General features: G+C 73.2%; 10 protein-coding genes. 1 reads left to right on the forward strand and 9 read right to left on the reverse strand.

Features of this window, described 5'->3' with window-relative positions; genetic code table 11:
- Positions 1-20: 20 nt before the first annotated feature.
- The 7 genes from JOF41_RS14555 to JOF41_RS14585 form a co-directional block, all read right to left on the reverse strand.
- Positions 21-764: a thioesterase II family protein gene (locus tag JOF41_RS14555; protein ID WP_189226687.1), complete on the reverse strand. Its 744-nt coding sequence runs from the start codon at positions 762-764 to the stop codon at positions 21-23.
- On the reverse strand, positions 761-2,620 hold the full coding sequence (locus JOF41_RS14560) for an AfsR/SARP family transcriptional regulator (RefSeq protein ID WP_209619510.1): 1,860 nt from the start codon (positions 2,618-2,620) through the stop codon (positions 761-763). The genes JOF41_RS14555 and JOF41_RS14560 overlap by 4 nt, the downstream gene beginning before the upstream one ends.
- Positions 2,601-4,379 (reverse strand): AMP-binding protein, encoded by a 1,779-nt coding sequence (locus JOF41_RS14565; protein WP_209619512.1) that lies wholly within the window; start codon positions 4,377-4,379, stop codon positions 2,601-2,603. The genes JOF41_RS14560 and JOF41_RS14565 overlap by 20 nt, the downstream gene beginning before the upstream one ends.
- A 295-nt stretch (positions 4,380-4,674) precedes the next feature.
- Positions 4,675-5,613 carry a TauD/TfdA family dioxygenase gene (locus JOF41_RS14570; protein WP_209619514.1) on the reverse strand — a complete coding sequence of 313 codons (939 nt, stop codon included), beginning with the start codon at positions 5,611-5,613 and terminating at the stop codon, positions 4,675-4,677.
- 123 nt (positions 5,614-5,736) lie between these two features.
- Positions 5,737-6,525 carry a DUF4097 family beta strand repeat-containing protein gene (locus JOF41_RS14575; protein ID WP_189226683.1) on the reverse strand — a complete coding sequence of 263 codons (789 nt, stop codon included), beginning with the start codon at positions 6,523-6,525 and terminating at the stop codon, positions 5,737-5,739.
- Positions 6,526-6,537: 12 nt separating this feature from the next.
- Entirely contained in the window at positions 6,538-7,179 is a 642-nt protein-coding gene (locus JOF41_RS14580) for a response regulator transcription factor (protein ID WP_189226682.1), read from the reverse strand.
- The gene (locus JOF41_RS14585; protein ID WP_209619516.1) at positions 7,170-8,444 is read right to left on the reverse strand and encodes a sensor histidine kinase; all 1,275 of its coding nucleotides are present in this window, start codon (positions 8,442-8,444) and stop codon (positions 7,170-7,172) included. Before JOF41_RS14585 ends, JOF41_RS14580 begins: the two co-directional genes overlap by 10 nt.
- A 143-nt stretch (positions 8,445-8,587) precedes the next feature.
- Here JOF41_RS14585 and JOF41_RS14590 point away from each other — a divergent pair, with 143 nt between their 5' ends.
- Positions 8,588-10,717, forward strand: a complete 2,130-nt coding sequence (locus tag JOF41_RS14590) for an MMPL family transporter (RefSeq protein ID WP_209619519.1) — start codon at positions 8,588-8,590, stop codon at positions 10,715-10,717.
- 730 nt (positions 10,718-11,447) lie between these two features.
- On the opposite strand, the gene JOF41_RS14595 is transcribed toward JOF41_RS14590, so the two are convergent.
- On the reverse strand, positions 11,448-12,689 hold the full coding sequence (locus JOF41_RS14595; RefSeq protein ID WP_189226679.1) for an MFS transporter: 1,242 nt from the start codon (positions 12,687-12,689) through the stop codon (positions 11,448-11,450).
- Positions 12,686-13,648: an ornithine carbamoyltransferase gene (locus JOF41_RS14600; protein ID WP_209619522.1), complete on the reverse strand. Its 963-nt coding sequence runs from the start codon at positions 13,646-13,648 to the stop codon at positions 12,686-12,688. The genes JOF41_RS14595 and JOF41_RS14600 overlap by 4 nt, the downstream gene beginning before the upstream one ends.
- Positions 13,649-13,656: the final 8 nt, after the last annotated feature.

The following is a 13,656-nucleotide window of genomic DNA, read 5'->3' on the forward strand; positions in this document are numbered from 1 at the left end:
CACGCCCGAGGGCGCGGTGATCAGACGCGATCGTTGAGCACGCTCAGCAGTCGCTGGGCGGACTCCTCCAGGTAGAAGTGGCCGCCGGGCAGTTCGAGCAGTTCCACCGGCAGGGTGGTGTGCCGCTGCCAGGCCGCGATCTCACGCCTGCCGACGCTGTGATCGGTGCTGCCCGCGATGGCGGTGACGGGGCAGCGGACCGGCTCGCCGCCCCGGTACCGGTAGCTGTTGACCACCGCCAGGTCGGCCCGCAGGCTGGGCAGCACCAGCGGGCGCAGCCTGGGTTCCGCGTCCAGGTGGGCGCCGCCCGCGCTGCCCAGCCCGCGCACGTGGGCCAGCAGGTCGGCGTCGTCGGCGGTGTCCACCCGGACCGGTTCGGACTCCGACGGCGCGGACCTGGCCGAGACGAACAGCCGCCGCGGTTCGGGCAGGCCGCGGGCGGTCAGCGCGCGGACCGCCTCGAAGGCGACCGTGGCGCCCATGCTGTGCCCGAAGAACGCGTAGGGCCGGTCCAGCAGTCCGGCGATCTCGGCGGTGGCGCCCGCCACCAGCTCCTCCAGCGATTCCGCGCACGGTTCGCCGAACCGGTCCTGCCTGCCGGGGTACTGCACGGCCACCAGCTCCACGTCCGGGCGCAGCATCGCCGTCCACGGCCGGTAGGAGGCCGCCCCGCCGCCCGCGTGCGGGAAGCAGAACAGCCTGCTGCCCGCCCGCGGTCTGGGTTCGAAGATCCGCAGCCACTCCATCGGTGCTCTCCCGCTCATTCCGGCGAGTACGCCGTGCTCGTGTGCGCCCGGTGCAGCGCGGCGAACCGGTCCACCGCCAGGTCCTCCTCGGCGACCAGTTCGGTGGCCACCGCGCGGACCAGGTCGTGGAAGCCGTACTTGTCCTGGCCGGGCAGGTCGGTGCCGGAGACCTCCAGCAGCCGGGCGTCCACCAGTTCCTCGACCAGCTTCCTGGCCCGGCCGACCGGCACGTCCAGCACCACCGCCGCGGTCCACACCGCGAACCGCTCCCGGTCCAGCAGGGCCAGCAGCCGGAACGCCCGGCGGGTCGGCTCGGCCAGCCCTCGGTAGCTCAGCGCCACGCTGGCCCGCACGTCCAGGTCCGCCAGCTGCAGCTCGTCGAGCCTGCGGCGCTGGTCGGCCAGCCGGGTGGCCAGCTCGGCGGTGCGCAGGTGCGGTTTGGCCACCAGCCGGGCGCCCGCGATGCGCACGGCCAGCGGGAGCCCGCCGCACAGCCGCACGATCCGCTCGGCGGCGGCCCGGTCGGCCGCCACCCGCTGCTCGCCGGTGATCCGGCCGAGCAGCCGGACACCTTCGACGGCGGGCAGCACGTCCAGGTCGAGCAGCGGGACGCCGGGCAGCGCGGAGAGCCGGGTGCGGCCGGTGACCAGCACCCCGCACCCGGCGTTGCCGGGCAGCAGCGGGCGCACCTGCCGCTCGTCCGCCGCGTTGTCCAGCACCAGCAGCACCCGCCGCTCGGCCAGCCTGCTGCGGTAGAGCCGCAACCGCTCGTCCACGCCGTCGGGAACCTCGCGCGCGGGCACGCCCAGCCCCGTCAGCAGGACCGCCAGCGCTTCGGCCGGGTCCAGCGGCCCGGAGGTCCCGCGCAGGTCCAGGTAGCACTGCCCGTCGGGGAAGTGCTCCCGGCAGCGGTGCGCCACGTGCACCGCGAGCGCGGTCTTGCCCACGCCCGCCATCCCCGAGACGGTGGCGACCGGGGAACGCGGCTGCCGCAGCAGCGCCTCCAGCTCGGCCACCTCCGCGTCCCGGCCGGTGAAGTCGGCGATGTCGGGTGGCAGCTGGGCGGGCACCGCGCGGCGCGGGGCGGTCCGGTGCCCCGGCGGCGGCTCGGCGGCGGGTGCGGCCAGAATCGACTCGTACACGCGGCGCAGCTCCACACCGGGGTCGATGCCCATGTCCGCGGCCATCCTGCGGCGGTGCCGGTGGTAGCTGCTCAGCGCCTCGGCCTGGCGACCGGTGCGGTTGAGCACGATCATCAGCTGACCGCGCAGCCGTTCGCGCAGCGGGTGCGCGCTGACCAGGCCGGTCAGCTCGGCCACCAGCTCGGCGTGCCTGCCAAGCTCGATGTCGGCGGCCAGGCGGTCCTCCAGCACCACCAGCCTGCGCTCCTCCAGGTCGGGCGCGGCCGCCGCCTCCAGCACGTCGGTCACCCCCGCCAGCGCCGGGCCCGTCCACACCGCCAGCGACCGGGCCAGCAGGTCGGCCGCGGCGGCGGTCCGCCCGGCCGCGGCGGCCTGCCGACCGGCCGCCGCGATCCGCTCGAACTCGACGAGGTCCAGCTGGGCGGGCCCGACGTCGAGCACGTAGCCGGGGCGTCTGCGGGTGATCGCGCAACCCTCGCCGAGCACCTTGCGCAGCCGGGAGACGTAGTTCTGGATCTGCGCCTCCGCGGTCACCGGCGGCGCGTGGCCCCACAGCATCTCGGCGATCCTGGAATCGGGCACCAGGCTGCCCCGGCTGAGCAGCAGCAGTGCCAGCACGGTGCGCAGCTTGGCCGCCCGCAGGTCGATCCGCTCCCCGGCCACGGTCAGCTCGACCGGGCCGAGCAGGGTGAACCGCGTGCCGGTGTGCTGGTCAGACGGCGACTCTGTCACCGGTCACCACCTCCACCCCGTGGCCGGTGGGCTCCCGGTAGAGCCTGCGCACGTCGCCGTCGAGCTCCTCGTAGACGGGGTGGACGGCCCTGGCGGCGAACAGCGCCCTGACCAGTTCGCGCCGGTCTCGCTCGCCGCCCACGGCGGGCAGCTGCCCGGGCTGGAGGAACACCACGCTGCCGAAGCGGACCCGCGTGCGCCGTCGCAGCCACGACCGCACCGCGCCCGCGAGCAGGCGCAGCTCGTCGCGGTCGACGCGGTCCAGCTCCTGCACCACCACGACCTCGTGGCGGGGCACGGCCACGGTGAACACGCTGGCCGGGTGCCCGGCCAGCGCGGGGAACCGCTCGGCCAGCTCGCGCTCCACGTCGTGGGCGCGGATGGTGCGCCCGGCGACGGTGAGCATCGAGTCCGCCCGGCCCAGGACGAACAACTCGCCCGCGTCGAGCACGCCGATGTCGCCGGTGCGGAAGAACCCGCCCTCACCGGTGTCGAGGGTGGCGCCGAACCGGAGGTCGGTCCCGCCGCCGCGCCGCCAGTAGCCCGAGGCCAGGCCGTCACCGCGGACCCACACCTCGCCGACCCGGCGGTCGGGCAGCGGGCGGCCCGATTCGGGGTCGACCACCCGCAGGTCCAGCCTGGCCACCCGGCCGGAGCTGACCAGCACCGGTCCCTCGGCCGAGGTCGAGGCGGCGAACGTGCGCTTCTCCAGCGCCACCGCCGAGACCCGAGCGGTGCGCAGCAGCGGGCTGGGGTCCGTGGTGGAGACCAGGAAGCCTGCCTCCGGCAGGCAGTAGCTCACCCGCAGCGCGGACTGGTCGAAGCCCGCGGGTGCCAGCACGCGGGCGAACCGGGTCAGCGTCGCCGGGTCCAGCATCGCGGTGGAGGTGTAGGCGACGCGCCAGCTGGACAGGTCCAGTCCGGTCACCCCGCGCTCGGCCGCGGCGTCCGCGCAGCGCCCGTAGGCGCCCGGCCCGCCGCCGCTGACGGTGATGCGGTGCCGGTGGACCAGCTCCAGCCAGCGCAGCGGGTCGCGGCGGAAGCGGTCGGGGCTGAGCAGGACGGTGGTCGCCCCGACCGACAGCGCGGTGAGCACCGCCATCAGGCCCGAGTACTGGTCCGGCGGCAGCCAGCTGAGCACCCGGTCCTCCTCGGTCAGCCCGAGGGCGTCGGCGGTGCGCCGCAGGCCGTGGCCCAGCGCCGCGGCGGAGATGGCGGTGCCCACCAGTTCGCCCTCGCCCGACCCGTAGGACAGCAGGGCCAGCTCGCCGGGGTCGCGGCGGGGCTCGACCCAGTCCGCCGGGTCGCCCAGCGGCACCGCGTCGGTGGCCACGCAGGTCAGCTCCCCCATGCCGTCCTGGCTGAGCCAGTCGTGCACCGCGCTCAGGCAGCTCGCTTCGGTGAGCACCACCCTGGCCTCCGCGTCGAACGCGATGCCGGTGGCCCTGGACAGGTGCGGGTCGCGGCCATCGGGCACCGGCGCGACGACCGGCACCACGCCCGCGTAGAGGCAGCCGAGCACGTTCTTGACCAGTTCCACGCCCAGCGGGCTGAGCAGCAGCACGCGCTCACCGGGCGCGCAGTGCTCCGACAGCCAGACCGCCACCGCTCTGGCGGCCAGGTCGAGCTCGGCGTAGGACAGCGACGACGAGTCGCCCGAACCTTCCCCGCCGTCCGTGTCGCAGGTGATCGCGGCCGCTTCGCCGGAACGGCCCGCGGGCCGTCCTGACAACCGCTCCACCACGTGGTTGAAATACATTTGGATCCCCCATGCGAGCAATGAGGGCGATCGCCGGCCGACGTCCCCAGACTTCCCCGTCGTCGTGTCGGCGATCACCGCGGTCCACCCCCCGGACTTGGCAAGCAAAGTACCTACGCGGACGGTCCGTGTCAATCTCCGGGAGTCGGTTCCCGACATATTGGTGGGATATGCACCCAACCAAGCCGAAAGGCCTCGGAGATCAAACCCGTAAATGGTCTCAACATTTTCGGTGATACCCCCGCGGGCGCGGCGGAACTGCCCGCGAAGACATTGCGCGCGCCGCGGCGGAATGCTAGGACATCCCCACCAGCACCCTCCTCGCGCCGTCGAACGGTCGCCTGCCGTGACCGACCAGCACGTTGTCGATGAGCAGCAGGTCGCCCAGCCGCCAGTCCACGTCCACCGCGTTGTCCAGGCCGCGGTCGCGCACCTGCAGGACGTGCTCGGCGGGAATCGGGCTGCCATCGGCGTAGGTGACGCTCTGCGGCATCTCCTCCGCCCGCAGCACCTCGGCCATGGCCCGCGCCGTCTCGTCACCCAACGTCGCGCTGTGCCACTGGTCGGCCTGGTTGAACCAGACCTCGACGCCGGTCACCGGGTGCCGCGTGGTGGCGGGCCGCAGCTGGCTGACCCGCAGGCCCCCGTCGTCCTGCCAGCGCCACGTCGCCTCGGTGCCCGCCAGGAACTCGTCGACAGCCCCCCGGTCGTCGGTCTCGAAGGTGTCCTGCCAGCTCTTGCCCAAGCCGAAGCCGCCGTGCAGGTTCTGCGTGTAGCGCACGCCGCCCGCGAAGGCTTCGCGCACCTCGTCGTCCAGTGACTCCAGCCACAGCCGGGCGTCCACCAGCGGGGTGGCTCCCCCGGTCATGTCGGCCAGCACGCAGCAGAACACGAGCCGCGAGGGCCAACGGTTCGCGTAGGACAGCTCGTTGTGCATGGAGATGGTGAACTCGGGCGGGTACTCGGTCGAGGTGTAGACGTTCGCGCCCACCTTGGTGCGCGGCGAGTTGCCGTGCACGTAGGCCAGCCGGTCCGGCAGCAGCCGGTCCATGATCGCGGTGACGGTGCCCTCGGTGACCCCGAAGCCGCGGAAGACCAGCGCCTTGCGCTCGACCAGCAGATCGTCCAGCCCTTCGGCGGTGGCCAGGTGCGCCAGCAGCCCGTCCGGGGTCGGGGACACCCCCGCGTCACCCGGCGTGATTTCCGTCGGCACCCACTTCTGACCCGTGTCCATGTGTTCGGCTCCGTTTCCTGGAATGAGTCTCCACAACCCTGCCGAAGGCACTGCAAATCCCTCCGGCCGCGGGTCAACGGTGCCGGACGAAGCTATACTGCGACCACTTTGACGACTGGCGGACTATTCGTCGTATTGAATCCGGACGTCTCCCGAGAGTGATTCGACGTCGATGCGGTTGGCCGCCTCTCCGCTCTGGTCGACCTCCACCGCCCGGTTCCCGGATTTGACGCTCAGCAGGACCGCGTAGGGCCCGGTGCCGGGAGGCACGCGCATCGCGAAATCCCCGGAGCGGACGGAGGCGGTGACCTGACGCGGGTCCTCGGCGAACACCAGTTCGGTCGGGCCGGAAGTGCTGCCCACGTCGACCTCGGGCGAGCGCAACCCGGTGGCCCGGATACCGCCCGAGGACGCCCGCGCCCACAGCACCCCGCCCAGCCGGTCCGCCGTCAGGCTGCCCGAGGTCGTGCTCAGCCGCAGATCGCCGTCCAGGCCGTCGACCGACAGCGCGCCCGAGGACGTCCGCGCCTCCACCGCGGTCCGGGCGGGCACCTCGATCCGGTAGCGCACCGAGCAGCCGGGCAGCCGCGGGGCCGACCGGCAGCCCGCGCTGACCCGCAGCGTGCCGCCGTCCCACACCTCGCGCACCTCCGGTTTGCCGAACGACCAGCTCAGCTCCCGGTGCACGACCACCCGACCGGGCTGCCCCGCCACCACGGCCACGTCCACCGCGTCGGTGTCCACCTCGACCCTGCTGGCCTCGCGCTGGTAGGTCTGGTGCTGGGACTCGGTCTGCACCCCCACCCAGGACCACAGGTAGAGGCTGCCCAGCACCATGGCCGCGGTCACCACGATCGCGCCCGTCACCAGCCAGATCCGGCGCCTGGCGAGCGCCGTGCCGTGCTCGGTCACGTGTCCTCCCCCTCAGCCCTGCAGGAACCGCTGCACGGCGATGACCCGGCGGTGGTCGCTGTCCTTGAGCCCGATGTCGAGCTTGGTGAAGATGCTGTTGACGTGCTTGGCCACCGCGCTCTCGCTGACCGTCAACGCGGTGGCGATGCCCGAGTTCGACCGGCCCTCGGCCATCAGCCGCAGCACCTGCGACTCCCGCTGGGTCAGCCGGTCCAGCGGCCGCTCCCGGTGCTTGACCAGCAGCTGCGCCACCACGTCCGGGTCGAGCACGGTGCCGCCGTCGAGCACCCGGCGCACCGCGTCGATGAACTCGCCGACATCGGCGACCCGGTCCTTGAGCAGGTAGCCGACGCCGGTGTTGTGCGTGGACAGCAGCTCGGTGGCGTAGCGCTCCTCGACGTACTGGGACAGCACCACCAGCGCCAGGTCCGGCCACTCCTGGCGCAGCACCAGGGCGGCGCGCAGGCCCTCGTCGCGGAAGTCCGGCGGCATCCGCACGTCGGTGATGACCAGGTCGGGCCGTTCCCGCTCGACCGCCCGCAGCAGCGACTCGGCGTCGCCCACGGCGGCGATGGTCTCGATGCCCGCGACGGCGAGCAGCCTGATCAGGCCCTCGCGCAGCAGCACCGAGTCCTCGGCGATCATCACTCGCACGGCAGCTCCACCCTGATCGAGGTGCCGCCGCCCGCGGGGCTGTCCAGGACCAGCGCGCCGTCCACCGACGCGACCCGCTGCCGCAGCCCGCGCAGCCCGGAGCCGTCCCGCTCACCCGCACCGCCGACACCGTCGTCCACCACCTGGATCGACAACGAACCTCCCGTCCTGCGCACCGAGACCTCGACGCGCGTGGCCCGCGCGTGCTTCGCAATATTGGTGAGGCTCTCGGAGACCACGAAATACGCGACGGCCTCGATTCCAGCCGATGGGCGGACGTCCACGTCCACCGTCAGCGCCACCGGGACCGGCGAACGCGCGCACACCCCGGCCAGCGCGGCGTCCAGCCCGCGCTCGTCCAGCACCGCCGGGTGCAGGCCGCGGACCAGGTTGCGCAGGTCGGCCAGCGCCGCCTTGGCGTCCTCGTGCGCGGCCACGATCGCGGCCCGCGCGGGATCGGAGAGGTCGGGCAGCGTCTGCCGCGCGATGCCCAGGTTGAGCGCGAGGGAGGTCAGCTGCTGCTGCGTGCCGTCGTGCAGGTCCCGCTCGATGCGGCGGCGCTCCGAGTCGGCCGCCTCGCGCAGTCCCGCGCGGCTCTCCACCAGCGACTCGACCTTCTCCGCCAGCACGTCGCGGGCGCTGCGCTGCAGCAGCGCCCTGGCCAGCGCCACGTCCAGCCCGGCGAGGCCGCGAGCGACCCAGGGTGCGGCCAGCAGGGCGACCAGGCCCAGCGCCACCAGCGCGGCCGGGTGGACCACCGCCGTGCCACCGGAGAGCAGCCTCAGCACGGCGAACAGGGTGAGCGCGACACCGGCCACCCAGGCCGAGAGCACCAGCGCCGCGCTGACCGGGCCGAGCAGCAGGATCAGCAGGTGGTAGCCGATCTGGCGCAGCGTGGCGGGCTCGCGCAGCCGGACCGCCAGCACCCCGGTCCAGCCCCTGTCCTTGGCGACCGCCTCCCGGCGGGTGCGCTGCAGCCGCACGTCGAGGAAAGCGGCGAACCGCGCGCGGTGCAGAGAGGTGCCCACGTCGACGCAGGCGACGAACGCGACCAGGCAGATCGCTGCCAGGACCACGGTGATGGCGAGCAGACCGGTCAGCGCGGCCAGCAGCAGCAGCGCGATGCCGACCGGGACGCCGATCAGCGCGCCGGTGGCCACGTGCATCGTCGCCAGCCAGGAACGCCGTCGCGCCGGAGCGGCCAGGACCGCGACGACGAGCGCACGCGGTCCGGAGAGGACCGGCGGAACGCGGCTAGCGAGCATTCTCCCACCGTATGGCCCGTCGCAGGCCGTCACCATGACACCAGCACCCGTTCGGACCCTGTACCTGGGTGCAGGCCAAGTGGGGGGTGGGCCTTAACGACATGAAGTCGTCCGATCGACACTCTGTGAGCATGCTATCTCGGATGGGGCGCGTCTGCTACGAGCGGCGCGGTTGGGTGTTCGGTATCTGGTTGCTGGTCATGGTCGTTGGCGGCGTGGCGTTCAGCCCGCTGTTCAGCACCCTGGCGTTGAACAAGCCCTCGCAGGGCATGGAGTCCAATGTCGCCCGGCAGGTGTTGACCGCCGAGGGCGACTACTACGACAAGCTGATCGCCGTGGTGGACGGCGGCGACGTCCGGTCGGCGGCGACCGGCGCCGCGGTGGACCGGGCCGTCGACGACGTGCGCGACATCGCGGGCATCAAGGCCGTGGACGAGCCCGCCGTCTCCGCCGACGGCACGGCGCTGGCGATCACGGTCAAGTTCGGCAAGATGCCCAAGTCGGAGAAGAAGGAGTCGCTGCGGGCCGCTTCCGACCGGCTGCACCAGCTGGCGGGCGAGGTGCCGGGGGCGAAGGTCGTCGTCGGCGGGGACGAGCCGCAAGCCCAGGAGACCAACTCGGTCTCCGGCGCGGACACCCTGCGCGCCGAGCTGAGCACGCTGCCGATCGTGCTCATCGTGCTGGTGGTGGTCTTCGGCGGGCTGCTGGCCGCGCTGCTGCCGCTGGTGGCCGCGATCGCCGCGGTGGCCGCGTCGTTCGCCATGGTGCTGCTGTTCTCCACGTTCCTGAACCTGGACAGCACGGTCATCTCCGTGGTGTCGCTGCTGGGTCTGGGGCTGTCCATCGACTACGGGCTGCTGCTGGTCGCCCGGTACCGCGACGAGCTGGCCGCGGGCCACTCGCCCAGCCGTGCCGCGGCGCGCACGTGGGCCACGGCGGGGCGCACCATCCTGTTCAGCGGGCTGACCGTGTCCGCGGCGCTGACCGGCCTGCTGGCCTTCGACGTGGCGCGGTTGCAGACCATGGGCGCGGCGGGCATCTCGGCCACGCTGGTGTCGATGCTGGCCGCGCTCACCCTGACCGGCGCGCTGCTGGGCTTCTTCGGCAAGCGGATCAAGCCCTCGCAGAAGGCCATCGCCAAGGCCGCCAGGGCCGACAGCTCCGAGCACGGCGGGTTCGCCAGGCTGGCCCGGTTCACCCAGCGGCGCCCGCTGCTGATCACGCTGCTGGCCTCCGGGCTGCTGCTGGTGATGGCCCTGCCGGGGTTCACCGCCACGCCGAAGCTGCCGCAGCTGGACGGGCTGCCCAGGGACGTGATGGAGTCCGCCCGCGCCGCGGACCTGCTGGAGGAGAAGTTCGACTTCGCCGTGCAGCCGCCGGTGATCGTGGTGGCCCGCACCAGCGCCGTCGAGCTGGACCAGTGGGCGCAGCGCTGGACCGACGACCCGTCCGCGCCGCGGGCCCGGCCCGCCGAGCAGACCGGGCAGGACCTGGCCATGGTGGCGTTCGACATGGAGGGCGACAGCCAGAGCCAGGCGGCCCAGGACTTCGTCGGCCGGGTGCGCGCCGACCGGCCGCCGGGCGGCGAGTCGTGGGTGCTCGGTGACGCGGCGGTGATCGTGGACCTGTGGGAGAAGGTCGTCGAAGGGCTGCCGCTGGCCATCGCCATCGTGCTGATCTCGATGTTCGTGCTGCTGTTCCTGATGACCGGCTCGCTGGCGGTGCCGATCAAGGCGATCTTCATGAACGTGCTGTCGCTGGGCGCGACGATCGGTGTGATGGTGGCGATCTTCCAGCACGGCTGGCTGTCCGGCCCGCTGGACACGCTGACCGTGGGCGGCCTCAGCCCGTACATCCTGGTGCTGGTCGCGGCGTTCGCGTTCGGCTTCTCGATGGACTACGAGGTGTTCCTGCTCGGCCGGATCAAGGAGCACGTGGACGAGGGCCAGGACACCGACACCGCGGTGCGCCGCGGCCTGCAGCGCAGCGGCCGCATCATCACCTCGGCCGGGCTGCTGATGCTGATCGTGTTCGTCGGCTTCGCCATCGCCGACCTGGCCGACGTGGAAGAGCTGGGCATCGGGCTGTTCCTGGCGGTGTTCATCGACGCCACGCTGGTGCGCTGCGTGCTGGTGCCCTCGACGATGACGCTGCTGGGCAAGTGGAACTGGTGGGCGCCGAGGTTCCTGCGCCCCGTGCACGACCGCTTCCAGCTCCGCGACTCGGGGAACCTGCCCGACGACGAGCCGGAGTTCGAGCTGACCCGGAGGTAGACCAGCGGGGGTTCCCGCCACCCGGCCCCGTCCGGGTGGCGGAGCCCTGCGCCCTGTCCGAGGTAGCACCCGGACCAACCCGCCTCCGGCCAGTACCCAGGCCCAGCCGCGAGGCGGGTGCCCAGCGAGGGGTCGGTCGAGCGCTCCCCCCAGCCTCGACCGGCCCCTCGCCCCTCGCGGGTGGGGCGTGACCGTCTCCGGTCACGCCCCACCCGCTTTCCCATGCCCTCCCCCGTCGCGGGTCGAACGCTCGGGACGCCCTGAGTTCGTCACTCGGGTCGCGAGTTGAGCGTTCGGGCACTGTGAACTGAGCGTTGGGGTTGGGTGGGGTGAGCGTTGGGGGTAGGTGGGGGTTTGAAGAGCGGCGCTCGCCGCGCGGCAGGTCGCCAAGGATGGCGGGTCGCGCCGTCCCCCTGGTGCGTGGGCAAGTACTACCCGACGGGGCTGGGAGGGCCGGTAGCTACTGCCCGGGGTGGGTGAGGGCGGAGGCGGGGGCGCGAAAGTGCGGACCGGGTGCGTGAACGCTCGGTTCGTGGTGTCGGAACGCGCGACTCGCGGGGGCGACACGCCCAACACGCCCATAGGCGGGTGACGCCGAGGGCGGGCGTGGCCGTTCTGAGCGTTGAACTCGGGGGTTCTGAGCGTTCGACTCGCGGGGAGGTGGGGGCATGGGGAAGCCGCGGGCGGGCACCGGGGAGGTGGCCGCCCGCGGCTGCGGGAGGGGGTGGGCTCAGGAACGCTTGGGCGCGGCGCCGGAGACGGTGGCGGTGGCGGCGCGGACGACGGGGCTGGCGAGGGCCCCGACGGCCAGGGCGGCCATGACGGCGGCCAGGCCCAGCACGGTGGGGGTGGCGCCGACGGCGTCCAGCAGCGGCCCGACGACCAGGCCGCCGAGGAAGGCCAGGCCGGAGCCGAGCAGGGTCATCACGCTCACCGCGCGCCCCATCATGGCGTCCGGCGCGATGGAGACCAGGTACACGCCGCCCGCCACGTTGAAGACCCCGCCGATGTAGCCGAACGCGGCGAACGCCGCCCCGAGGGTGATCGGGTCGTCGGCGAACGCCACCGGCACGACGGTCAGCGCCCACGCGGTGAACCCGCCGACCAGCAGCGCCCTCATGCTCAGCCAGGCCAGCCACCGGGTCGCGGTCAGCGCGCCGACCATGCCGCCGAGGCCGCCGATGGCGGTGATCACGCCCAGCACGGCCGCGGAGCCGCCGCCGGTCTTGACCACGAACATCACCGCCAGGCCCAACCCGGCGAAGACGATGTTGCTCACCGAGATCAGCATCATCGCGGTGCGCAGCAGCCGCTGCCCCCAGATCCACCGCAACCCTTCGACGACCTCGGCGCGGAAGTCCCGCCGCTCGGGCCGCCCGGCCTGGAACTGCTTGCGGATCAGCAGCAACGTCACCAGCGACACCAGGTGGGTCACCACGGTGAACAGGAACGGCGACCAGCGCGCGAGCGCGAACAGGCCGCTGCCGATGGGCTGGCCCAGCATCCCGGCGGCGCGGGCGCGGGCCTCGTTCTGGCTCAGCGCTGACGACAGCTGCGGCACCGGCACCACGTGTCGCACGGCGGCGCGCTCGGCCAGGTCGTAGCAGATCACCAGGCTGCCCTGGAGGAACGCCACCGCGACCAGCTGGGCGATCCACACGTGCCCGAGCAGCACCGCGACGGCGACGCTGCCGGTGAGCAGGATGCAGCCCACGTCGCACAGCACCATCAGCCTGCGCCGGTCGACCCTGTCGACCAGCACGCCCGCGGGCAGCTGCACCAGCAGCTGCGGCAGCAGCACCGCGGCCGTCACCACGCCCGCCGCGGTGGCCGACTGGGTGGCCCACAGCGCCAGCAGCGGGTAGACGAACACGGTGACCTTGCTGCCCAGCAGCATGCTGCCCGCGCCGCTCCACAGCAGCACGAAGTCGCGGTTGGCGCGCAGCGGGCGCGGCTGCGCCTCGACGCTCACCCGGTCACCCCAGCCAGCTCCGACGCCGCCCCGGCGGCGCACCAGCGCAGCACCGCCATGGCACTGGTCATCTTGTTCGCCGCCTGGTCGAACGCGATGCTGCGCGGCCCGTCGAGCACCTCGGCGGTGACCTCCTCGCCGCGGTGGGCGGGCAGGTCGTGCATGAACACCGCGTCCGGGCTGTCCCGCCACAGTCCCCGGTGGACGCGGTAGGGCTCGAACGCCTGGCGCCAGTGCGGGTCCGGTTTGGACGTGCCGGTGGTCTGCCAGCGGGTGGTGTAGATGACGTGGCAGTCCGGCGGCAGGTCGGCCACGTCGTGCCGCTCCACCACGGTCGAGCCGGTCCGGGCGGCCTGCGCCCGCGCGGCGGCGGTGATCGACTCGGGCATCCCGTAGCCGGGTGGCGTGCGGGCCTCGAAGTGCACGCCCGAGAACCGGCTCAGCGCCAGCGCCAGCGCGGTGCAGGTGTTGTTGCCCTCGCCGACGTAGAGCACGCGCAGCCCGTCCACCGCGCCGAAGCGCTGGGTCAGGGTGGTCAGGTCGGCCAGCGCCTGGGTCGGGTGCTCCAGCGCGCTCATCGCGTTGACCACGCCCATGCCGCCGGGTTGGGCGAACTCGCGCAGCTCCTGCTCGGCGCCCGCGGTCCTGGCCACCAGCACGTCGAGCATCCGGCCGAGCACCCGGCCGGTGTCCGCGACCGTCTCGCCGGTGTTGAGCTGGAGGTCGTCGGGCCCGTAGGTGATCAGCCGCGCGCCCAGTCTCAGCGCGCCGCTGGAGAACGCGGTGCGGGTGCGGGTGGAGGTCTTGCGGAAGTAGACGCCGACCACGGCCCCGTCGAGCAGGCCGCGCGGGTCGGCCGAGCCTTCGGCGAACCGCACCCCCTGGCCGACGATGTGCCGCAGGTCGTGGTCGGCCAGGTCGCCGATGGAGATCAGGTGTCGTCCCATGTGCTTGCCCATGCCCTCGG

It is taken from the genome of Saccharothrix coeruleofusca, from assembly GCF_017876325.1.
GTDB classification, from domain to species: Bacteria; Actinomycetota; Actinomycetes; order Mycobacteriales; family Pseudonocardiaceae; genus Actinosynnema; species Actinosynnema coeruleofuscum.